The sequence below is a fragment of the Streptomyces sp. NPDC059142 genome (assembly GCF_042755665.1).
Lineage (GTDB): Bacteria > Actinomycetota > Actinomycetes > Streptomycetales > Streptomycetaceae > Streptomyces.
Window position 1 is genome coordinate 1 of the sequence record NZ_JBHZDA010000054.1, and the last position, 22833, is coordinate 22833.

At 71.2% G+C, this 22833-nt stretch carries 18 protein-coding genes; 8 read left to right on the forward strand and 10 right to left on the reverse strand.

Translation table 11 applies throughout. The features are described from left to right. Both ACFXPK_RS20020 and ACFXPK_RS20025 read left to right on the forward strand, forming a co-directional pair. Positions 1–1081 (forward strand): AAA family ATPase (locus tag ACFXPK_RS20020; RefSeq protein WP_385077170.1); only part of this gene is annotated, 1081 nt, incomplete at its 5' end. 241 nt (positions 1082–1322) lie between these two features. Continuing rightward, positions 1323–2744, forward strand: coding sequence for a sugar porter family MFS transporter (locus tag ACFXPK_RS20025; protein WP_385005118.1), 1422 nt, complete (start codon positions 1323–1325; stop codon positions 2742–2744). Here the strand turns inward: ACFXPK_RS20025 and ACFXPK_RS20030 are convergent. Then, a complete protein-coding gene (locus tag ACFXPK_RS20030; protein ID WP_385077173.1) occupies positions 2741–4210 on the reverse strand; it encodes a purine-cytosine permease family protein in 1470 nt (489 codons plus the stop codon). The two genes, ACFXPK_RS20025 and ACFXPK_RS20030, sit on opposite strands and share 4 nt — an antisense overlap. Before the next feature lie 226 nt (positions 4211–4436). On the opposite strand from ACFXPK_RS20030, the gene ftsY reads away from it, so the two are divergent. Beyond that, positions 4437–5648, forward strand: a complete 1212-nt coding sequence (ftsY, locus tag ACFXPK_RS20035) for a signal recognition particle-docking protein FtsY (protein ID WP_385005122.1) — start codon at positions 4437–4439, stop codon at positions 5646–5648. Positions 5649–5830: 182 nt separating this feature from the next. On the opposite strand, the gene ACFXPK_RS20040 is transcribed toward ftsY, so the two are convergent. Further along, positions 5831–6490 carry a bifunctional DNA primase/polymerase gene (locus ACFXPK_RS20040; protein ID WP_385005124.1) on the reverse strand — a complete coding sequence of 220 codons (660 nt, stop codon included), beginning with the start codon at positions 6488–6490 and terminating at the stop codon, positions 5831–5833. Positions 6491–7046: 556 nt separating this feature from the next. Between ACFXPK_RS20040 and ACFXPK_RS20045 the strand changes: the two genes are divergently transcribed. The 5 genes from ACFXPK_RS20045 (at position 7047) to ffh (ending at position 14741) form a co-directional block, all read left to right on the forward strand. After that, positions 7047–8396, forward strand: coding sequence for a hypothetical protein (locus ACFXPK_RS20045; RefSeq protein ID WP_385077234.1), 1350 nt, complete (start codon positions 7047–7049; stop codon positions 8394–8396). 369 nt (positions 8397–8765) lie between these two features. After that, positions 8766–10058: an ammonium transporter gene (locus tag ACFXPK_RS20050; protein ID WP_385005126.1), complete on the forward strand. Its 1293-nt coding sequence runs from the start codon at positions 8766–8768 to the stop codon at positions 10056–10058. After that, positions 10055–10393 (forward strand): P-II family nitrogen regulator, encoded by a 339-nt coding sequence (locus ACFXPK_RS20055; RefSeq protein ID WP_365814097.1) that lies wholly within the window; start codon positions 10055–10057, stop codon positions 10391–10393. The genes ACFXPK_RS20050 and ACFXPK_RS20055 overlap by 4 nt, the downstream gene beginning before the upstream one ends. A 16-nt stretch (positions 10394–10409) precedes the next feature. Continuing rightward, the gene (locus ACFXPK_RS20060) at positions 10410–12926 is read left to right on the forward strand and encodes a [protein-PII] uridylyltransferase (RefSeq protein ID WP_385077177.1); all 2517 of its coding nucleotides are present in this window, start codon (positions 10410–10412) and stop codon (positions 12924–12926) included. A 258-nt stretch (positions 12927–13184) separates the two neighbouring features. Then, positions 13185–14741 carry a signal recognition particle protein gene (gene ffh, locus ACFXPK_RS20065; RefSeq protein ID WP_384998663.1) on the forward strand — a complete coding sequence of 519 codons (1557 nt, stop codon included), beginning with the start codon at positions 13185–13187 and terminating at the stop codon, positions 14739–14741. A gap of 77 nt (positions 14742–14818) precedes the next feature. Here ffh and ACFXPK_RS20070 read toward each other — a convergent pair whose 3' ends face one another. The 8 genes from ACFXPK_RS20070 to ACFXPK_RS20105 all read right to left on the reverse strand — a co-directional run bounded on the left by ACFXPK_RS20070 (position 14819) and on the right by ACFXPK_RS20105 (position 22603). Next, positions 14819–16000, reverse strand: coding sequence for an alanine racemase (locus ACFXPK_RS20070; protein ID WP_385077180.1), 1182 nt, complete (start codon positions 15998–16000; stop codon positions 14819–14821). 2 nt (positions 16001–16002) lie between these two features. After that, positions 16003–17106, reverse strand: coding sequence for an aminotransferase class V-fold PLP-dependent enzyme (locus tag ACFXPK_RS20075; protein ID WP_385077183.1), 1104 nt, complete (start codon positions 17104–17106; stop codon positions 16003–16005). A gap of 1 nt (position 17107) precedes the next feature. Beyond that, entirely contained in the window at positions 17108–18136 is a 1029-nt protein-coding gene (locus tag ACFXPK_RS20080) for a phosphotriesterase (RefSeq protein WP_385077186.1), read from the reverse strand. Between the two features lie 55 nt (positions 18137–18191). Beyond that, complete coding sequence (locus tag ACFXPK_RS20085; RefSeq protein ID WP_385077189.1) at positions 18192–19553, reverse strand: YhfT family protein; 1362 nt, start codon at positions 19551–19553, stop codon at positions 18192–18194. A 37-nt stretch (positions 19554–19590) separates the two neighbouring features. Further along, the gene (locus tag ACFXPK_RS20090) at positions 19591–19947 is read right to left on the reverse strand and encodes a DUF2620 domain-containing protein (RefSeq protein ID WP_385077191.1); all 357 of its coding nucleotides are present in this window, start codon (positions 19945–19947) and stop codon (positions 19591–19593) included. After that, positions 19944–20351, reverse strand: coding sequence for a transcriptional antiterminator (locus ACFXPK_RS20095; RefSeq protein ID WP_385077193.1), 408 nt, complete (start codon positions 20349–20351; stop codon positions 19944–19946). Before ACFXPK_RS20095 ends, ACFXPK_RS20090 begins: the two co-directional genes overlap by 4 nt. A gap of 152 nt (positions 20352–20503) precedes the next feature. Beyond that, positions 20504–21442 carry a GntR family transcriptional regulator YhfZ gene (gene yhfZ / locus ACFXPK_RS20100; RefSeq protein ID WP_385077196.1) on the reverse strand — a complete coding sequence of 313 codons (939 nt, stop codon included), beginning with the start codon at positions 21440–21442 and terminating at the stop codon, positions 20504–20506. 267 nt (positions 21443–21709) lie between these two features. Next, positions 21710–22603 carry a class I SAM-dependent methyltransferase gene (locus tag ACFXPK_RS20105; protein ID WP_385077199.1) on the reverse strand — a complete coding sequence of 298 codons (894 nt, stop codon included), beginning with the start codon at positions 22601–22603 and terminating at the stop codon, positions 21710–21712. Between the last annotated feature and the right edge of the window lie 230 nt (positions 22604–22833).

Sequence of the window (22833 nt, forward strand, 5' to 3'; positions counted from 1 at the left end):
TCGTGTTGTTTTAGACTCCGGCGCCCGGCGGCCCCACGGGGCGCGCGTCGCCGCGGCGGTCGCGGCCGGCGCCCGGCAACTGCTCGCGCACGTGGAGGTCTCGGTCGTACGCGCCGAGGCGGAGCGCGCCGCTGCCGAGGAGGCCAGATCCGTACGCGACCAGGAGCTGGCCGCCGAGCGGAACACCGGCCGCGACCTCAAGGGCGAGCTGGACAAGCTCACCGACTCGGTGCACCGGGGCGAGGTGCTGGGCGCCGAGAAGCGGTTGCGGATCGAGCAGCTGGAGGCGAAGGCCCTGGAGGAGTTGGGCGTCGAGCCGGCCGGGCTGATCGCCGACTACGGCCCCGACCAGCCCGTGCCGCCCTCGCCCGCGGCCGAGGGCGAGGAGCTGCCGGAGGATCCCGGGGACCCGCGGAACCGGCCCAGGCCGTACGCGCGGGCCGAGCAGGAGAAGCGGCTCAAGGCCGCCGAACGGGCGTATCAGCAGCTCGGGAAGGTGAATCCGCTCGCCCTGGAGGAGTTCGCGGCGCTGGAGGAGCGCCACCAGTTCCTCTCCGCGCAGCTCGAAGACCTGAAGAAGGCGCGGGCGGATCTGCTCGGGGTGGTGAAGGAGGTCGACGAGCGGGTGGAGCAGGTCTTCACCGAGGCGTTCCGGGACACCGCCGTCCAGTTCGAGGGTGTCTTCTCGCGGCTCTTCCCGGGCGGGGAGGGCCGGCTGATCCTCACCGATCCGGAGAACATGCTGACCACGGGCGTGGACGTGGAGGCCAGGCCGCCGGGCAAGAAGGTCAAGCGGCTCTCGCTGCTCTCCGGCGGCGAACGGTCGCTGACCGCGGTGGCGCTGCTGGTGTCGATCTTCAAGGCCAGGCCGAGCCCGTTCTATGTGATGGACGAGGTCGAGGCGGCGCTCGACGACACCAATCTCCAGCGGTTGATCCGCATCATGCAGGAGTTGCAGGAGAGCTCCCAGCTGATCGTGATCACCCATCAGAAACGGACGATGGAGGTCGCCGACGCGCTCTACGGGGTGTCGATGCAGGGCGACGGGGTATCCAAGGTCATCAGCCAGCGGCTCCACTGAGGTGCATGGCTTCACCGAGGGACATGTCGTCTTCGGATCTTGAAGATCAGGTGAGGGGAAGGTGCGGGATTTGTCGCACCGTGCCGCGAACGGCCCCACGCTGTCTCTTCAAAAGATGAAGGCATAGTCTCTTGCGCGTTGCTTTTGCCTTCAAGTGGTGGCTGGCGAGACGTTATGCCTCACTTGAAAGGCTCGCCCACCCCACGCCCGGCGACGCAGCCGGGCGGCCTCAGGAGTACACGTGACCAGCACAGCGCAGGTTCCGCCGCCAGGAGGTCGAGCGGCCCACCCCGAACACCTCGGCCATGTCGTCTTCATCACGGCTGCCGCCGCGATGGGCGGCTTCCTCTTCGGCTACGACAGCTCGGTGATCAACGGGGCGGTCGAGGCCATCCGGGACCGGTACGACATCGGCTCCGCGGCCCTCGCCCAGGTCATCGCCATCGCACTGATCGGCTGTGCGATCGGGGCCGCCACGGCGGGCCGGATCGCCGACCGCATCGGCCGGATCCGCTGCATGCAGATCTCCGCGGTCCTCTTCACGATCAGCGCGGTCGGCTCGGCCCTGCCGTTCAACATCTACGATCTCGCGTTCTGGCGGATCATCGGCGGCTTCGCGATCGGGATGGCGTCGGTGATCGGCCCCGCGTACATCGCCGAGGTCTCGCCGGCCGCCTACCGAGGCCGGCTCGGCTCCTTCCAGCAGGCCGCGATCGTCATCGGCATCGCCGTCTCGCAGCTCGTCAACTACGGCATCCTCCAGCTCGCCGACGGCGACCAGCGCGGCAAGCTGCTGGGCTTCGAAGCGTGGCAGTGGATGCTCGGTGTGATGGTCGTCCCGGCGGTGCTCTACGGTCTGCTCTCCTTCGCGATCCCCGAGTCCCCGCGCTTCCTGATCTCCGTCGGCCGGGTGGACCGCGCCAAGCAGGTGCTCGCCGAGGTCGAGAGCAAGGACGTCGACCTGGACGCGCGGGTCGACGAGATCAAGCACGCGATGCACCGTGAGCACAAGTCGACCTTCAAGGACCTGCTGGGCGGTGGCGGCTTCTTCTTCCTGCCCATCGTCTGGGTGGGGATCGGACTCTCGGTCTTCCAGCAGCTCGTCGGCATCAACGTCGCCTTCTACTACTCGGCGACGCTCTGGCAGTCCGTCGGGATCGACCCGTCCGGTTCGTTCTTCTATTCGTTCACGACATCGATCGTCAACATCATCGGCACCGTGATCGCGATGGTCCTGGTGGACCGCGTCGGCCGCAGGCCGCTCGCCCTCGTGGGCTCCGCCGGTATGGCCGTCGCGCTCGCCTGTGAGGCATGGGCGTTCTCCGCCCACCTGGTCGACGGCAAGCTCCCCAGCACCCAGGGGACCGTCGCCCTGATCGCCGCCCATGTGTTCGTGCTCTTCTTCGCGCTGTCGTGGGGCGTCATCGTCTGGGTCTTCCTCGGCGAGATGTTCCCGAACCGGATCCGCGCCGCCGCGCTCGGTGTCGCCGCCTCGGCGCAGTGGATCGCCAACTGGGCCATCACGGCGAGCTTCCCGAGCCTGGCCGACTGGAACCTCTCGGGTACGTACGTCATCTACGCCTGCTTCGCCACGCTCTCCATCCCGTTCGTGCTCTTCTTCGTGAAGGAGACGAAGGGGAAGACGCTGGAGGAGATGGGCTAGCCCGGCCCGGTCCCTGCCCCGGCCTCGCTTCCCGTCCTGGCCCCGGCCTCCGCTTCCGCGGGCGCCGGGGTCTTCGCGCGCTCACGCGGCAGCACCCCGTACAGCCCCGCGGCGACCAGGGTGGTGACCACCCAGCCCAGGCCGTTCTCCCCGACCCACGTCCCGGCGAGGGGGCCCGAGAACCACTGCACCGAGGTGAAGAGCACCCCCACCACCAGCGCCGTACCCCAGGCGGCCATGGCCGACGGGGCGAATCCGCCCCGGTACCAGTAGCCGCTGGTGCGGGTCGTGTCCATCAGCGCCGTGCCGTCGTACGTACGCCGCCGCAGCATGTCCACGCCGAAGACGCCGATCCACGCGGAGAACGCCACCGCGAGCAGGGTGAGGAACGAGACGAACGAGCCGATGAAGCTCGTGGCGACCACCATCAGCAGGAAGCCGAGGATCAGGCTGATCACCGCGTTCACACTGACCGCCCAGGCGCGCGGCACCTTGATGCCCAGCGTCTGCGCCGTGAACCCCGCCGAATACATCGACATCGAGTTGATCAGCACCATCCCCACCAGCGCGATCAGCAGATACGGCACGGAGATCCAGGTGGGCAGCAGCGCGCCGATGAAGGAGACCGGGTCCTGCGCCGTGGCCAGATCCGGCGTCCCCACCGCCATCACCGCGCCCATCAGCACCAGCGGCAGCACCACGATCCCCGCGCCGGCCACCGTCGTGCCGACCATGCCCCGGCCCGAGGCGGACCGGGGCAGATAGCGGGTGAAGTCGGGGCCCGAGGGGACCCAGCTGAGTCCGCCCGCCGCGATCGTGCCGATGCCCGCGATCATCATCGCCGTCGAACCGGCCGGCTTGCCGAAGACCGCCGACCAGTCGGTCCCGGCGATGAGATGGACGAGCACCAGCACGCTGAACGCGCCGAAGAGATACGCCGACCACGTGCTGCAGATCCGCAGCGCCTTGATGCCCAGACCCGAGACCAGGAAGGTCCCGGCCACGAAGAGCACCAGGGTGATCACGACGAGCGGGGTGCTCCGCTTGATCCCGAAGAGCAGATCGAGCACCGTCAGCACCGCGTACGCGCCGGTCACCGCGTTGATCGTCTCCCACCCCCAGCGGGCGATCCAGATCAGCGACCCCGGGAAGAGGTTCCCGCGCTGTCCGAAGACCGCCCGGGAGAGCGCCATCCCCGGCGCCCCGCCGCGCTTGCCCGCGATGGAGATCAGCCCGACCGTGCCGTACGAGACGACGGGCGCCGTGACGCCCACGACCAGCGCCTGCCAGATGTTGAGGCCGTTGAGGACGATCAGGCCGGCCCCCATCGTGAGCAGCAGCACGCTGATGTTGGCGGCGACCCAGGTGGGGAAGAGTCCCCGCACATGGCCGGTGCGCTCGTCGTCGGGGACGGGCTCCAGGCCACGGGTCTCCATCGCGCCTTCGGATGCGGAGGCGTGGGGCATGAACAGGCTCCGAACAGAGGTGGGGGCTCCTGCGGGGGAGTGGACCTCCGGGCGAACCCGGAACCTCCACCATCGTCTGTTCGGGGTAAAACGTCCAAATCGTCACGAGGATCGTCACGGGGATCTTCGTGGGAACCTCTGAAGTCATCGCCGGGCCGGACCCCCGCCGGGACGCGCCCGGCATGGCCGGGAGCCGCGCCCGGCCGTGGCTGATACTGGGAGCGTTATGGAAATCGTCATCCTTGTTGTAGTCATCGCCCTGGTCGCGGTCGGCGCGATCAGCGGGCTCGTGGTCAGCAGCCGCAAGAAGAAGCTGCCGCCCTCGTCACCGTCGAGCACGCCGACCATCACAGCCCCACCCGCCGAACCGCACGTCGGTGACGAGGCGGAGACACCGCGCGACGAACCGCGCCGCACGATCGAGGAGGTCGGGCTCCCCGACGCCACCGCCGGTGCGCCGGTCGTCGTCGAGGAGCCCGTCGAGGCCGCCGAGGCACCCGCCATCGAGGTGCCCGAGCCGTCCGCCGGCCGGCTGGTCCGGCTGCGCGCGCGGCTCGCCCGCTCGCAGAACTCCCTCGGCAAGGGCCTGCTCACCCTGCTCTCCCGCGAACACCTGGACGAGGAGACCTGGGAGGAGATCGAGGAGACCCTGCTCACCGCCGATGTCGGTGTCGCGCCGACCCAGGAGCTGGTCGAGCGGCTGCGCGAACGCGTCCGGGTGCTGGGCACCCGCACCCCGGCGGAGCTGCGCACCCTCCTGAGGGAGGAGCTGCTGGTCCTCCTCGACCCCGATGTCGACCGGGCGGTCAAGACGGAGAGCGGGCTGGACACGCCCGGCGTCGTCATGGTCGTCGGCGTCAACGGCACCGGCAAGACCACGACCACCGGCAAGCTGGCGCGGGTGCTCGTCGCGGACGGCCGGTCGGTCGTCCTCGGCGCGGCGGACACCTTCCGCGCCGCCGCCGCCGATCAGCTCCAGACCTGGGGCGAGCGCGTCGGCGCGCGCACCGTACGGGGCCCGGAGGGCGGCGACCCGGCGTCGATCGCCTTCGACGCGGTCAAGGAGGGCATCGCGGAGGGCGCGGACGTCGTCCTCATCGACACGGCGGGGCGGCTGCACACCAAGACCGGCCTGATGGACGAGCTGGGCAAGGTCAAGCGGGTCGTGGAGAAGCACGGCCCGCTCGACGAGGTGCTGCTCGTCCTGGACGCGACGACCGGACAGAACGGCCTCGTCCAGGCGCGGGTCTTCGCGGAGGTCGTCGAGATCACGGGGATCGTGCTGACCAAACTGGACGGTACGGCCAAGGGCGGCATCGTGATCGCGGTCCAGCGGGAGCTGGGCGTACCGGTGAAGCTGGTGGGTCTGGGCGAGGGTCCGGACGACCTGGCGCCGTTCGAGCCCGCCGCGTTCGTCGACGCGCTGATCGGGGACTGACCCCGGTCCGGGACGGGGGAGTACGGGGCACGGAGGGACGTCGGTACGGGGGAGCGGGGTCCTGGGGCACGGGGTGCGGGGTTACGGGGCGGAAGGCGGCCTCCGTATCCCCGCACCCCGCGGGCTTTCGTGCCTCCGTACCCCTCCGCATCGGGGCCCTCGGGACCCCTCGGCCCGCCGCTTCACGGCGGTGGCATCGAGCGGTGGCAGATGTACGCCAGGGTGCCGAGCAGCAGCCGGGCCTGCGGGGGCGCCGCGGCCGTGTCCAGGGATGGGGGCCGCAGCCAGCGGACCGGGCCCAGCCCCGCCAGGTCCGACGGGGGCGCCGTGACATGCGCGCCGGCGCCCAGCCCGTGCAGATCCAGGTCCGCGTCGTCCCAGCCCATCCGGTAGAGCAGCTCCGGCAGTTCGGCCGCCGCGCCCGGCGCGACGAAGAAGCGGGCGCGGCCCGTCGGCGTCGCCAGCACCGGGCCCAGCGGGAGCCCCATCCGTTCGAGACGGACCAGCGCGCGGCTGCCGGCCGGCTCCGCGACGTCGATGATGTCGAAACTCCGGCCCACCGGGAGCAGCACCGCCGCGCCCGGCACCTCCGACCACGCCTTCGCGGCGTCGTCCAGCGTGGCGCCCGCGGGGACCTCGGGGCCGAAGCCGAGCCGGTGGGCGCCCGGCGCCGGACACCCGGGGTCGCCGCAGGAGCAGTGTCCGCCCGAGGCCCGGGCGCCGGGCACGACGTCCCAGCCCCAGAGCCCGGTGTACTCCGCCACCGCGGTGCACTCTGTGGTGCGACCGCGGCGGCGTGAGCCGGACCGCATCTCGCGGATGCCGCCGATCGTGAAGCCCATGCCCCCTCCAACGGGTCGAACTCGCCGGTGGTTACGACTCGCAGTCTGCCTGTTACGCTCCGTTGCCGCCTGCGCCATTCGAGTGGCGCGAAGGGGCATTGGGGGTAGCGCGATCCGATTCGTGCGCCCCTATGTGCATCGTTCCGCCACCCCCTGAACGTCGTTCGTCAAGTCAATCGCGCTCTGTGGCGGGCGAGTTCATTCGAAGGGGTGGCGAATGGTGGCGATTGTGGAATCACCCTCGCCGGACGGGTGATCGTAGGATTACTTTCGGTGCACGAACCTCGGGGTAAGACAGTCTCGCGGGTATGCCAAGGGCAACTCGGTTTCCTGTTCGAAGGGGCGCAACCTCCGGACACGGAGCCGTCGCTCACGGCATTCTGATAGCGGTTCGCGAGACAAGGGCATTCGGTCGGATGGGGGCTTTCCAGTGGGCAGCGGCGCAGGCGGTACGGATACCGGCAAGCGTCCGAACGGGCAACTCAACTCGTGGTTCCTGCGCAGCGGCTGGTCGAAGGGTGAACTGGCGCGCCAGGTCAACCGCCGCGCGCGCCAGATGGGCGCGCATCACATCAGCACGGACACCTCGCGCGTACGCCGCTGGCTCGACGGCGAGCAGCCGCGCGAGCCGATTCCGCGCATCCTCTCCGAGCTGTTCTCCGAGCGCTTCGGCGCCGTGGTGGCCGTCGAGGAGCTGGGACTGCGCTCCGCCCACCGCTCCCCGTCGGTGTCCGGTGTCGACCTGCCCTGGGCGGGGCCCCAGACCGTCGCACTGATCAGCGAGTTCTCCCGCAGCGACCTGATGCTGGCGCGTCGCGGCTTTCTCGGTACGTCCCTGGCGCTGGCCGCGGGCCCCGCCCTCGTCGAGCCGATGCAGCGCTGGCTGGTGCCCACCCCCGCGGCCGATCCGGGCGAGCCGGCGCCGGACCCCGTAGTCCCGGCCCGCACCACCCGCCTCTCCGAACCCGAGCTGGACCTGCTGGAGTCCACCACGGCCTGCTTCCGGACGTGGGACGCCCAATGCGGCGGCGGTCTGCGCCGCAAGGCGGTCGTCGGCCAACTCCACGAGGTCACCGAACTCCTCCAGGAGCCGCAGCCGGAGGCGACCTCCAGGCGGCTCTTCCGGTGCGCGGCCGAGCTGGCGGAGCTGGCCGGCTGGATGAGCTACGACGTGGGCCTCCAGCCCAACGCCCAGAAGTACTTCGTCCTGGCCCTGCACGCAGCCAAGGAAGCCGGGGACAAGCCGCTCGGCGCGTACATCCTCTCCTCCATGAGCCGCCAGATGATCCATCTGGGCCGACCCGACGACGCCCTCGAACTCATCCATCTCGCGCAGTACGGCGGCAGAGACGGCGCCACCCCCAGGACCCAGGCGATGCTGTATGCGATGGAGGCCAGGGCGTACGCGAACATGGGCCAGCCGAGCAAGACCAAGCGGGCCGTCAGAATGGCCGAGGACACCTTCTCCGACGTCGGGCTCGACGGCGAGCCGGAGCCCGACTGGATCCGCTTCTTCTCCGAGGCGGAGCTGAACGGGGAGAACGCCCACTCGTACCGCGATCTGGCCTATGTCGCCGGCCGCAGCCCCACCTACGCCTCCCTCGCGGAGCCCGTCATGCAGCGGGCCGTCGAACTCTTCGCCAAGGACGACGACCACCAGCGCTCGTACGCGCTCAACCTGATCGGCATGGCCACCGTCCACCTCCTCAACCGTGAGCCCGAGCAGGCCACGGCGCTGGCGGAGAAGGCCCTGGACGTCGCCCGCTGTGTGCGCTCCGAGCGGGTCAACACCCGGCTGCGCAAGACGCTCGACACGGCCGCCAGGGACTTCGGTGACGTCGCCGAGGTGGTCGATCTGACCGAAGTGCTCGCCCAGAAGCTGCCCGAGTCCGCGGAGGCCGTCTGAGCCGCGGGCCCGCCCCCGGTCGTACACAGCCCGCGCCCGCCGTACACGGCACACCCCAGCTCCGGCCGCGGCAACCACCCCGTACAGCCCGACACGGCTCCCCCGCCGCCAGGACAGCAGGGTGAATGCCGCGGCCGGTTTCCGCTGCCCGCGGGAGGCCCGCCGGGTGTCCGCGGAGGATATCCGTGTTCCCCGCTCGCGAGCGGCGGGTTCATCGGGGTGTAACACGCGGGACACCTTCGTCACCGTCGCGAAACATCGAGCGGCACTGGCTGAAACCGCGCTGCGCCAATCTCCTGAGCACAGTCGGCCCCATACCTGCTTGAGCATCCGCACGGGCCGTATCCGACCCACGAGGAGACGCTGGCCTTGAATGGCGCAGATACCGCATTCGTACTGATCAGTGCCGCGCTCGTCATGCTGATGACGCCCGGCCTGGCATTCTTCTACGGCGGCATGGTGCGGGTGAAGAGCGCCCTCAACATGCTCATGATGTCCCTGATCTCGCTCGGAATCGTCAGCGTGCTGTGGGTCCTCTACGGATACTCACTGGCTTTCGGTGACGACATCGGCGGCGGTCTCCTGGGCAACTTCGACCACATCGGGCTCAAGGGCATTACGGTCGACACGCTGACCGGCGGCAAGGAAGGCATCCCTGTCTTCGCCTTCGCCCTCTTCCAGCTCATGTTCGCCGTCCTGACCCCCGCGCTGATGAGCGGTGCGCTCGCCGACCGCGTGAAGTTCAGCGCCTGGGCGCTCTTCATCACGCTCTGGGTCACCGTGGTCTACTTCCCGATCGCGCACTGGGTCTGGCAGTCCGACGGCTGGCTCTTCAAGCTGGGCGTGATCGACTTCGCCGGTGGTACGGCGGTCCATATCAACGCCGGTGTCGGCGCGCTCGCCGCGGTCCTGGTCGTCGGCAAGCGGATCGGCTTCAAGAAGGACCCGATGCGGCCGCACAGCCTGCCGCTCGTCGTCCTCGGCATGGCCCTGCTGTGGTTCGGCTGGTTCGGCTTCAACGCCGGCTCCGCGCTCGCCGCCAACGGCACCTCCGCGATCATGGCCTTCAACACCCAGATCGCCACCGGCGCCGCCATGCTCGGCTGGCTCATCTACGAGCGCATCCGGCACGGCGCGTTCACCACGCTGGGCGCCGCCTCCGGCGCGATCGCGGGTCTCGTCGCGATCACCCCCTCCGGTGCCAACGTCAGCCCCTTCGGCGCCATCCTCATCGGTCTCGTGGCCGGTCTGGTCTGCTCCTGGGCCGTCAGCCTCAAGTTCAAGCTGGGCTACGACGACTCCCTCGACGTGGTCGGTGTCCACCTGGTCGGCGGTGTCATCGGCACCCTGCTCGTCGGTGTCCTCGCGGTCGACGGTGTCGGCGGTCTGACACAGCTCGGCAAGCAGGCCACCGGGGCCTTCTCGGTGATGGCCTACTCCTTCGTGGTTTCCTGGATCCTCGCCAAGATCGTCGACGTCACCATCGGTTTCCGTGCCTCCGAGGACGACGAGACCAGCGGTGTCGACATGGCGTACCACGCGGAGTCGGCCTACGACTACAGCGCGGTCGGCGGCTCCCCGTCCGGCCGTAGCAGCGTCACCGCCCCGCACCACGACGAGACCCACGCCGCCGCGGCGAAGACCAAGAAGGTGGACGCATGAAGCTCATCACCGCAGTCGTGAAGCCACACCGGCTGGACGAGATCAAGGAAGCCCTCCAGGGCTTCGGCGTCCAGGGCCTCACGGTCACGGAGGCCAGCGGGTACGGCCGGCAGCGCGGCCACACCGAGGTCTACCGGGGTGCGGAGTACACCGTCGACCTCGTACCGAAGATCCGTATCGAGGTACTGGTCGAGGACGACGACGCCGAACAGCTCATCGATGTGGTGGTGAAGGCCGCCCGCACCGGCAAGATCGGTGACGGGAAGGTATGGAGCGTCCCGGTCGACACGGCGGTCCGCGTACGGACCGGCGAGCGCGGCCCGGACGCCCTCTAGAGACGGGAACGACTGGGTGACGAGCGTCGAAGAGACCACCGAAAAGGCAGACTCGGGACCCAGCGGTTATGCGGCGGCCCGGCTGCGCCTCCTCCAGGAGAAGGCGCGGCCGGGGCCGCCGCGCCGTACCGCGCTGGCCCGTCTCACCGACGACTGGCTGAACGCGCTGTTCACCACCGCCGCCCAGGAGACCGGGGTACGCGGCGCGGCCCTGGTCGCCGTCGGCGGCTACGGACGGGGCGAACTCTCCCCGCGCAGCGATCTCGACCTCGTGCTCCTGCACGACGGCAAGACGCCCGCGAAGGCGATCGCCGCCCTCGCCGACCGCGTCTGGTACCCCGTCTGGGACCTCGGCCTCGCCCTCGACCACTCCGTACGCACCCCCGCGGAGGCGCGCAGAACCGCCGCCGAGGACCTCAAGGCGCAGCTCGGCCTGCTCGACGCCCGGCACGTTGCCGGAGACCTCGGCCTCGTCACCGGCGTACGCACCGCGATCCTCGCCGACTGGCGCAACACCGCCCCCAAGCGCCTGCCCGAACTGGACGAACTGTGCCGGGAACGGGCCGAGCGCCAGGGCGAACTGCAGTTCCTCCTGGAACCCGACCTCAAGGAGGCCAGGGGCGGACTGCGCGACGCCACCGCGCTGCGCGCCGTCGCCGCCTCCTGGCTCGCCGACGCGCCCCGCGAGGGTCTCGGCGACGCCCGTCGCAAGCTGCTCGACGCCCGCGACGCCCTGCACCTGGCCACCGGACGCGCCACCGACCGGCTCGCCCTCCAGGAACAGGACGCCGTCGCCGCCGAACTCGGCCTGCTCGACGCCGACGCCCTGCTCCGCCAGGTGTACGAGGCCGCGCGCACCGTCTCGTACGCCTCCGACGTCACCTGGCGCGAGGTCAACCGCGTCCTGCGCTCCCGCTCCGTGCGGCCCCGGCTGCGCGCCATGCTGGGCGGCAGGCCCGCCCCGGACCGCACCCCGCTCGCCGAGGGCGTCGTCGAGCAGGACGGCGAGGTCGTCCTCGCACGCACCGCCCGGCCCGAACGCGACCCGGTGCTGCCGCTGCGGGCCGCGGCCGCCGCCGCCCAGGCCGGGCTGCCCATCTCCCTGCACGCCGTACGCCGCCTCGCCCAGGCGGCGAAACCCCTGCCGGTGCCGTGGCCCGCCGAGGCTCGCGAGGAACTGGTCACCCTGCTCGGGGCGGGCGAGTCGACCATTCCGGTCTGGGAGGCCCTCGAAGCCGAAGGGCTGATCAGTCAGCTCCTGCCCGACTGGGAGCGGGTACGGTGCCGGCCCCAGCGCAACCCCGTCCACACCTGGACCGTCGACCGCCACCTGGTCGAGGCGGCCGTCCAGGCGTCCTCGCTCACCCGCCGCGTCGGCCGCCCCGACCTGCTGCTCGTCTGCGCCCTGCTGCACGACATCGGCAAGGGCTGGCCCGGTGACCACTCCGTGGCCGGCGAGGTCATCGCCCGCGATGTCGCCGCCCGCATCGGCTTCGACCGCGAGGACGTCGCCGTCGTCGCCGCCGTCGTACGCCACCATCTGCTGCTCGTCGACACCGCCACCCGCCGTGACCTGGATGACCCGGCGACCGTCAGCTCCGTCGCCACCCGCGTCGGCTCGCTCGCCACACTGGAACTCCTGCACGCCCTCACCGAGGCCGACGCGCTCGCCACCGGCCCCGCGGCCTGGTCCTCCTGGCGCTCCTCCCTCGTCACCGACCTGGTCACGCGCGTCGCCGCCGTGCTCGCCGGTGACGACCCGGCGGAGCCCGAGCCCTCCGCGCCCAGCGCCGAACAGGAACGGCTCGCCGTCGAGGCGCTGCGCACCGGCGGACCCGTACTGGCCCTGCACGCGCAGACCGAGGCCCCCCGCCCGGGGGGCGCGCAGGACGAGCAGGAGGACGGGGCGCCGGAACCGGTCGGTGTCGAACTGCTCATCGCCCTGCCCGACCAGCCCGGCGTGCTGCCCGCGGCGGCCGGGGTGCTCGCCCTGCACCGGCTCACCGTGCGCGCCGCCGACCTGCGCGCCGTCGAACTGCCGGGCGAGCTGGCCGCCCGGCCCGACGAGCCGGACGGCGGACCGGGGGCGGCGCCGGCCGGGACCACCGGCGTCCTGCTGCTGAGCTGGCGCGTCGCCGCCGCGTACGGCTCGCTTCCGCAGGCGGCCAGGCTCCGCGCCGACCTCGTACGGGCCCTGGACGGCTCCCTGGACATCCCGGCCAGGCTCGCCGAGCGCGAGGCCGCCTACCCCCGCCGCCGCGGCGTCACGGCCCCGCCGCCGCGTGTGACGGTGGCGCCGACGGCCTCCCGGCACGCCACGGTCATCGAGGTACGCGCGCAGGACGCCCCAGGCCTGCTGCACCGCATCGGCCGCGCCCTGGAGGACGCCCGGGTGATGGTGCGCAGCGCCCATGTGTCGACCCTGGGCGCCAACGCCGTCGACGCCTTCTACGTCACCTCCGACCGTGGACGCCCGTTGACGGCGGAGGCCGCCACGGAGCTGGCCCGCGCGGTGGAGACCGCCCTGCGCTGAGCCCGGCCGGGGCGTGCGCAACCGGCCCGGCCCCGGCACCTGGACCGGGCCGGGCCGGGGCGCGTGGACGCCGCCGGGGCGACGGTTCCGGTTCCCGGACGCGCCCCGGCCGTACAGGGCGCGCACGGCTCCCGGACGGCCGTGCCACCCACGGGGCAGACCCCACCGCGCGCGGCCGGATACCCTGGGGGACGGTCTGTCCTTCACCGCGCGGGACAGCCCCCTCATCCGCTCCCGACCTGAGGATCCGCGACCGCCGTGTTCGATACTCTCTCCGACCGCCTCGCAGCCACATTCAAGAGCCTCCGGGGCAAAGGGCGCCTCAGCCCGGAGGACATCGACGCCACGGCCCGCGAGATCCGTATCGCCCTGCTCGAAGCCGATGTGGCGCTGCCCGTCGTCCGCGCCTTCATCGCCAAGGTCAAGGAGCGCGCGGCCGGCGCGGAGGTCTCCCAGGCGCTGAACCCCGCCCAGCAGGTCGTCAAGATCGTCAATGAGGAACTGGTCGGCATCCTCGGCGGTGAGACCCGCGTCCTGCGCTTCGCGAAGCAGCCGCCGACCGTGATCATGCTGGCGGGTCTCCAGGGCGCCGGTAAGACCACCCTGGCCGGGAAGCTCGGCCTGTGGCTCAAGGGCCAGGGTCACACGCCGCTGCTCGTCGCCTGTGACCTCCAGCGCCCCAACGCCGTCACCCAGCTCTCCGTCGTCGCCGACCGCGCCGGTGTCGCGGTGTACGCGCCGGAGCCGGGCAACGGGGTCGGTGACCCGGTCAAGGTCGCCAAGGACTCGATCGAGCACGCGAAGACCAAGCAGCACGACGTCGTGATCGTCGACACCGCGGGCCGCCTCGGCATCGACGAGGAGCTGATGAAGCAGGCCGCGGACATCCGCGACGCCGTCAGCCCCGACGAGGTCCTCTTCGTCGTCGACGCGATGATCGGCCAGGACGCCGTCAACACCGCGGAGGCATTCCGCGACGGTGTCGGCTTCGACGGCGTGGTGCTCTCCAAGCTCGACGGTGACGCCCGGGGTGGTGCGGCCCTGTCCATCGCGCATGTCACCGGCAAGCAGATCATGTTCGCCTCCAACGGCGAGAAGCTCGACGAGTTCGACGCGTTCCACCCGGACCGCATGGCGTCCCGCATCCTCGACATGGGTGACCTGCTCACCCTCATCGAGCAGGCGGAGAAGACGTTCAGCCAGGCCGAGGCCGAGAAGATGGCCTCCAAGCTGGCGAGCAGCAAGGGTGGGAAGGACTTCACGCTCGACGACTTCCTGGCCCAGATGGAGCAGGTCAGGAAGATGGGCTCCATCTCCAAGCTGCTCGGCATGCTGCCCGGCATGGGGCAGATCAAGGACCAGATCAACAACATCGACGAGAAGGACGTGGACCGCACCGCCGCGATCATCAAGTCGATGACCCCGGCCGAGCGCCAGGACCCGGTCATCATCAACGGCTCGCGCCGCGCCCGTATCGCCCGGGGTTCCGGTGTCGAGGTCAGCGCCGTGAAGAACCTCGTGGAGCGGTTCTTCGACGCGCGCAAGATGATGTCGAAGATGGCGCAGGGCGGCGGCATGCCGGGCATGCCGGGCGTCCCGGGGATGGGCGGCGGCCCCGGCCGTACGAAGAAGAAGACCAAGCAGGCCAAGGGCAAGCAGCGCTCCGGCAACCCGATGAAGCGCAAGGCCGAGGAGCAGGCGGCTCTGGCGCGGCGTGAGGAGGCGGCGCAGTCGGGCAACGCGTTCGGACTGCCCGCCGGCGGCCAGGACAAGAACTTCGAACTGCCCGACGAGTTCAAGAAGTTCATGGGCTGACCGCGTCCGCACGGAGGGCGGTGGCGCCACGACAGCGGTCCGCGCACCACCGCCCGATCCGTCGACGACGGTCCCGTTCATGAGGCGGCCCCTTCGAGGGCCCGGCCCCGCGCGTCGTACAGCCCCGCCAGCCGGGGCTTTCCGGTGGAAAGACCGGTGACGACGGCGACGGTCGAGCGGGTGACGAAGATCTGCGTACGGAACGCCAGAACGGCGGTGTCCCCGGCCGCGACCCCGCCGGGTCCCCTGGTGGGCGGCTCCAGCAGCCGGTAGTAGTCGATGTTCTCCGCGGGGGCGTCGCACACCCGAAGGCGCTGTCCCGTACGGGGCAACAGGGCGGCGCGGACCCCGGACCGGGCGTAGAACCCGCCGCCGAAGAGCGCGGGCCGGCCGTCCGCGAGCGTGTGGGCGACCTCGGTGACATACACATAGGCGGGCCGCTCCGGTTGGTGCGGATCCACGGCGTGCAACGGCGTGGTGCCGGTGAGGGAGTGTCCCGGCTCGCCGTGCGTGGCGCCCAACCCGGCCAGCAGTGGCAACGCCGTCACGGACGTCGCGCCCGGGGCGCTGAGGCCCAGCCCCCGATGGCCACGCGCGGCCAGCAGCTCCCGCGCCCTGCGGGCCAGTTCGAAGGTGGCCGTCGGGGCCGGCAGGCCCGTATCCGGGGCGCACACCACACAGGGGAACGCCGTCACCCCGGCGACCCTGACCGACGGCAGTCCCTCGACCTCGGCGGCGAAACCGTCCAGCGCGTCCAGCGGCACACCGCCCTCCTGCCCCGGATGGCCGGAGCCCGCCGCGGACTCGATCCGTACGAACACGGCCTGGACGACGCCGAGCCCGCCGGCCGCGTCCGAGACGGCCCGCGCGTTGGCGAGATCGAAGACCGTGACCGCCTCGGGGCGCCGGGCCAGCATCTCGGGCAGGGCACGGCGCGGGATCTGCACGAGATGACCGAGGTTGCCCGCCCGGGCCCCGGCGGCGTACAGAGTCCGCGCCTCGGACAGGTCGATCGCGGCGAACCGGGGAATATGCCGGGCGACCGCCCGGATCAGCGCGGGGTTGCGGCCCAACTGCTTGACCACGAACCAGAGCGAGAGCCCCAGCCGTCCCGCCTCGGCCGCGAGCAGCGCCGCGTTGGCCTCCACGGCGTCCGCGTCCACGACATAGGTGTCCGGCGGAACGGCGCCCGAGACATGCAGCGCGGTCGCCGTCTCGACGAGCGCGGGGTTACGGGTGAGCACGGTGTCCAGGAACACGGTCAGCCCTTCAGGTCGCGCAGCGAACGGCGGAGGATGTCGATCACGAGGTCGGCGCCCGCCCGCATGGGGTTGATCCGTACGGTCCAGTCGGCGAGCCGAGGAGCGTCGTCGAGTGAGGACGCCGACATCCGGTGGACGAGCGGGGCGATCTCGTAGCGGGAGTTGGAACCCACCGGGTACGGCGCGGCGCCGTACCGCGCGGCGACGGCGGGCAGGTGGCGGGCGACGGGCAGGTCGAGCCGTACCAGCAGACAGCGGTCCTGTGCGTTGGCGATCCGGACCTCCGCGACCCCCGGTACCTCGCCGGCGGTCAAGCGTCCGGCGACCTCGGCGGACACCCGGGACTGGAGCGCCCACAGCACGGGCACATGGGTGAGCGCGCGCAACGCCTCCAGCGCCTGGACTCCCTGGACCTGGCCGCCGCCCGAGTAGTTGTCGGTGCGGACGCGTCCGACCAGATCACGGGCGCCGACGACCGCGCCCACCCCCTCGGGGCCGTGCAGCTTGAAGAGGGAGAAGCAGGAGACGTCGGCGCCGAGCTGGACGCCGCAGGCAGGCACGCGCAGCACCGTGTAGTTGTCGTCGACGACCGTGCGCACCCCCGCCGCACGGCAGACCGCAAGTACCTCGCCCGGATCGTAGGAGTCCCCGAGCCGCTGCCTGCTGTGCTGGACGTACGCCCAGGCGAGATCGGTCGACGCCAGGGCCTCGCGGAGCGCCTTGCGGTCGTTGAAGTCGGCCTCGGTGGTGCGGACGCCGAGGCCCCGCAGGGTGACGGCGGTCGTCCGGTAGACCGGCGCCCGGTGGATCAGCAGTGGATCACCGGGAGAGAGGGCCGCCTGGAGCGCGGCCCGGATCGCGCCCGTACCGGCGCCCTGCACCAGCGCGGCGTCCTCGGCGCCGAACCAGTCGGCGAGCACGGCCTCGACGCGCGCCGTCGTACGGGGCCGGCCCAGCCCGTTGACCACACCGGCGTCCGCCTCGAAGAGCTGAGGGCCCTCGAAGTGCGCGGCGGTGTGCTCCAGCAGACTGAACTGGAGCTGGACGGCGTCCTCCAGCGCGATCGTGGGCAGTGGGAAGGTCCGGGGAAGCGGTGGAGGCATCTCAGAACTCCTCGGCGTCGGTGCCCGCGGTCCGGGCGGTGTCGGTGGTACGGCGTGTGCCGGTGCCCGTGTCGGCGCCGGTCAGGAAGCGCAGCGGGTTGCGGCGGGTCAGCAGATCGATCAGGTCGGCGTCCACGCCCGCCGCGCGCGCCGCCGGAACGAAGGAGCGGAAGAGATGCCCGTACCCGTGACCGCCCTCCGCCGTCAGATAGCCATGGCGGGAGATGTCGCAGCTCAGCAGGGCCCGCTCGGCGTACCCCGCGTCCAGCAGGGCCAGCAGCAGCCGCAGACGGGTGCGGTCGCTCTGGTAGCGCTCCTTGCCGATGGTGTCGAACGCGACGTACGCGCCGCTCGCCGCGATCTCCTGGTGGATCCCCGGATCGTCCAGCAGGTCCTGATGGCCGATCGAGATCCGGTGCGGTGGCAGCCCCGCACCGGTGAGCAGCTCCAGTTGGGCGAGCCCGCCGCGGCCGAACTGGGCATGGGTGGCGAGGGACAGACCTGTGGCGCGCGCGGCATGGGCCGAGGCGAGCAGTGCACGGCTCTCGCGTCCGCTCGGCCGGTCGCCGTGGCTGCCGATCTCACCGAGCACACCAGGTCTGACCCCGCTCGCGCCGATGCCGTCCTCGATCTCCCGCACCAGGATCTCCGTGAGCCGCTCGACGCTCGCCTCCTCGGTCTCCCGGGGGTGGAACGGCTCGTAGTACCAGCCGGTGGCGGCGACCACCGCGACGCCTGACTCCTCGGCGATCCGCGCCAGGGCGCGCGGGTCACGGCCCATGCCCCGGCAGGTCAGCTCGATGACCAGGGCGAGCCCGAACTCGGCCGACAACGCGGCCAGTTCGCCGACCACGGCCGACCGGTGGCGTCCGGCCTCCAGGACGGCGGCGCGCTCACCCGTACGGTCGAGATCGAGCACCAGGTGCTCATGGGTGAGCACCGGGCCGCGCACGGCGGAGACGGGCAGGGGGCCGGCGACCGTGGTGATCCACGGGCTGGTGGAGGACGAAGCGGGAAGCGGGGAGTGCATGGGTACCGATGCCTTCCTGACGGGTCCGCCCGCGCCGGGACGCCGGATGCCGGTGTCAGCTCGTCGGCGGGGTGAACAGGTCGAGCCAGTGGAGAAGGTTGAGCAGGACACCGCCGGCGACGACCGCGGCGGGCGCCGCCGCCATCCGCACCACCGGTCTGCCCATCGCCTCGTTGAGGAGATAGAGCCCGCCGACGACGAGGATCGCCAGACCGCCGCCCATCACATGCGCCGCGAGCAGGGAGCCGAAGAGAATCGCCAGCCCCAGCGTCTCCGTGATCGCGGCGCGCAGATGCTCGGAGGAGTCACGCACGCTCGGGAGTGCGCCGAGAACCCTCCCGAGCGAGGAGAGCGCCAGCACTTCGAGCGCGAGCACCACGGCTCCGGCGCCCGCCGCGAGGAGCGGGTGCGGCAGCAGATAGCCGAGGGGGTAGACGAGTGTGAACCCGGCGATGCCGTACGCACCGGAGGCGAGCGCGGTCGTCGCGATCAGCGGGACGAAGCCGAACACCCGGTAGAAGTCGACCTGGGCGGCCTCGCTGTACTGCCCCTTGGCGATCAGGAAGCTGGTCGCCTCTCCGCCGCCGAATATGTGCATCTGTGCCAGGACACAGACCCCGGCGCCCAGCACCATGAAGAGCGGCAGATGACGGCGCAGCCGCAGGGCGCTGTCACCGAACAGCGAGGCCATCGGATCGTCCGCGACACCCTCCCGCTTCTGCCCCTGTTCCGGCCCCTGGGCCCGCTGTTCCCGGGCCCACTCCTGCTTCCTCCCGAGCAGGTCCTTGCGCACGGCGAACGCGATGAGGAGCAGTACCCCCGCCGCCATCGCGAGCGAACCGGCGAAGATCTTCGGCCAGAGCTTCATCGTCATGACGACCAGGGCCAGTTCCAGCACGGCCGCCAGAGCGCCGCGCGGTCGTCCGAACTGCCGGGCGATGGCGAGCACCGGAAAGAGCGTGAAGAGGAAGAGAATCGGCGTCGACATCTGCTGCAACGCGGTCAGGAAGTCGACGGGCAGATCGTGCGCCAGGTCGTTGGCGGCGCCGAGGCCGAAGACGACCACCGCGCCCCAGGCGCCGCCCAGCAGCGGCGCTATCCACTTCCTGGGCGACAGGAGGCCCAGGATGTCGGTGGGGAGAAAGAGAAGCCAGGGATTGAGGACGCCGCTGGCGAGGGCCATGGGCGCGCCGAGTCCGAAGATGAAGCCCGCCGAGAGCCCGAAGGACACGGCAGTCGTGCCGGAGCGCCTGGCGCGCCCCTGGATGAAGTCGAGCATGAAGGGGCGTACGCCGTCGTTGAAGACGGCCAGCGCCAAGTGCGAGACGAAGGCGGTCAGCGCGCAGAGACTTACGACGAACAGCTTCTGCGTCAGTGAGAGGTCCAGACGGGTACTGGCTGCGAGGACGGTCTGCACAGGGAGGTCTCCTCTGCGGTCCGGCAGGCGGCCGGGGTCAGCCGCGCGCCGCGAGAGCGCGGGCCATGAGTGGGGCGAGCACATCGATCTGGTCGATCGCGAAGCCGAAGACCTTCTTGCCGTCGGCCACCAGCGCGGCCACCTGTTCGTCCGTCGGCACGGAGCGGCCGAAGGTGTGGCAGAGGGGACTGCCCAGCAATCCGACGAGGATGCCGAGCGAGGCGCCGGCACCGGTGTGACAGGTGCCCAGGTAGTAGTCGGCCTGGCCGTTCCGGAGTTTCATCGCGGCGTCCATGTCGTTGGAGACCGAGATCTCCAGACCTTCGAGGCCGAGCCGCGTGACGGTGTCCGCGACCTCGGTCTTGCCGACGCCACCGGTGAGGATCTTCGTCATGACTGACTCCTTCGCTCTGATACGTGGTGCGGGGCAGGGGAGTTCCGCGCCAGCACGGCGAGGTGCAGGCCCAGGAAGTTGACTTCGGAGCCGGGTAACGGTGCGCCGAGCGCCTCCTCGGCCCGTAACGCCACGGCATGCGCCCGGGCGAGTGCCTCGGGGTGTCCCGTCAGCTCGGCTGTGATCTGGCCGTCCGTGGGCGAGGTCTCGATGGATTCACCGTTCAGCAGCCGGGTGAGCGCCGCCATCAGATGGCTGGTGAGCAGCCCTGCCGTGTCCTCCGTGACGGTGAGACCCTCGGCGCCGAGAGCCTCCAGCTCCGCCGCGACAAACGCGGCAACCTCGGGACGGGCCTGCCCGGTCTCGCGGAAAAGCTTGATGCGGAGGGCGAGTTGGTTGTCCATGAAGCTCCTTTCTACGGATCACGTGAGCGGATGAACGGGATAAATCAGTAACCAGGATTTTGTATTTTGAGCTCCGCCGGTCCCGTCGCCGGTGGGATCGAGGTGTGTGGGGGTGTGGGGCTGGGTGAGGGTCAGTACGGGCTGGGTGAGGGTCAGTACGAGGGTGTGCGCTCGCCGCGCAGCACTTCGGCCTGGAGCGCGGTGACGACCGACAGGTCGAGGAACTCGCGGACCGCGCCGAGCGCCTTTGCCCCCTCGGATCTCCCGATGATCGCCGCGCTGGAGTTGCGCCGCGAGAGGTCGCGGGTGACCTCGTCGCCGAGCGGCAGGACGTCGACGTCCGTTCCGAGCAGGTTCTGGGCCTCGTCCAGGTTCCAGACCGTGGCGTCGGCCCGGTCCTGCTCGAAGGCCGCACGCAGTTCCGTCTGCGAGGTCTCGACCCACTCGATGTCGTCCCGCGCGGCGAAGGTGCGCTCCGCGAGTAGGCGCTGGTCCTCCGAATTGTGGTCGACGGCGACGCGCAGCCCCGGCCCCTCCAGGTCCGAGCCGTGGCGCAGCAGTATCCCGTGCGCCCCGACATAAGTGATCGGGCCGAGATCCGCGACGAGTTCGACCGGGTACTCCTCGATCAGTCGGTCGGCCGAGGAGCGGGAGAGCACCACGAGATCGACCTTGCCTTCGAGCAGGGTGGTGGTGCGGGCGTCCGCGCCCTGCATGAAGGTGATCGCGAAGGGGGCTCCGGCCTCCTCGAAGGCGGAGCGCAGTCCGGTGGCCAGTCCCTCGTGGCGTCGGGAGTAGGGGAGCGGCATGGCGGCCAGCAGGGTGCCGAGCCCGGAGAGCCGCCAGAGTATCGAGCGGTCGGCGCGGACCAGGAACGTGCCGAGATGGCCCCGCGCCGTCGTCTCGATGGCTCCGGCGCTCTCCAGGAGATGGAGTGCGGCCTGCACCGTGCCGTTTCCGACGCCCAGTTCCACGGCGAAGTCGCGGACGCGGGGCAGCCGGGTGTCCGGCTCGTGGTTCAGCAGGAGTACTGCGAGCTGCCGGGCCGCGAGGCCGTTGCGGGTCAGGAAACGCTCGTCGAAGTCTGTCACGCAAATGACAGTAAACAGGATTCTGGATACTGGCAATGCCCCTCGGCGCCTTGGCGTCCATACGCCATTTCACCGCCCGAGACCGGTGGTCGAGACCGGTGGCCGTCCGCCTCGCGCAGGCACGCGGCGACGCCACGCCCGCCCCGTCACGACCGGACCCGACCCGACCCGACCGCCACCGATCCGGCCCCGGTCCGGCCTCGCCCCGGTCCGGCTCGACCTGATCCGGCCCCGCCCCGGGTCGCCAACGCCACGCGTTCGTCGCCGTCAGGGCGTACGGGCGATCAGATAGCGGAAGACGTTCGGCATCCAGACCGTGCCGTCCCGCCGCAGATGCGGATGGAGCGCCTCGCCGATCTCCTTCTCCACCTGCCTCCGGTCGGTCGCCCGGATCGCGCCGTCGAACACCCCGGTCGACAGCAGCCCGCGTACCGCACTCTCCTGGTCCGCGTATCCGAACGGGCACGCCACCCGTCCCGAACCGTCCGGTTTCAGCCCGGCTCGCGCCGCGACATCCTCCAGATCGTCCCGGTACGCGGGGCGCTTGGTGCCCTTGCGCAGCCGGTCCGCCAGTCGGCCGGCGACGCGCAGTACCGCGTCCGTGGCGCACCGCTCCGGCGGCCCCCAGCCGGCCAGCACCACCGGGATGCCTCGCCCGGCCAGCGGTATCGCCGTCCTGAGGGCGGGATCGAGCCCTTTCGCGTCGCCCGCCACGGAGCCGATCGGCTGGAAGGCGGTGATCAGGTCGTACCCGGGCCGACCGGGTTCCCCGGCGGCGTCGGCCATGCGGTCGGCGGGCAGCAGCGTCTCGCACCCGGGGTCGTTCCGCCGGTGTCCGGCCCCGTCCCGTCCGTCCTCCGCCAGCAGCCGCTCACGGGCCAGCGCCAGCCGGTCCCCGTCCGCTTCGACGCCGGTCACGCGGGCGCCCCGCGCGGTGGCCAGCAGCAGGGCGAGCCCGGAGCCGCAGCCGAGGCCGAGCACCCGGGTCCCGGTACGGACCTCCAGGCGCTCGTACACCGCTTCGTAGAGCGGCACCAGCATCCGTTCCTGGATCTCGGCCCAGTCGCGGGCGCGCCTGGCGGCTTCCGGCGGCACCGGGAGCGCCGGGTCCGTGGCCGTGTCCGAAGGGAGCTGATGGTGCTGGACGAGCGTACGTGTCATGGATAGCGCCCCAATCCACCGAGAGGTCGTTCGTACCCTGTTTGACAGCCCCCCGTGTACGTGTGAGCACACACCCCCCGTATGTCAGGGAACTCCCCATCCCTGCCCGCGTCCAGTGGGTGACGGGCAAAGCGTGCGTGCCCCGGGCGTACGCCCCCGCGTGCATGGCTGATTCCTTTTCCCGGCCGCGGAACGGGTACCAGGATCTGAGCAGGACGGTCGAGCGGCCC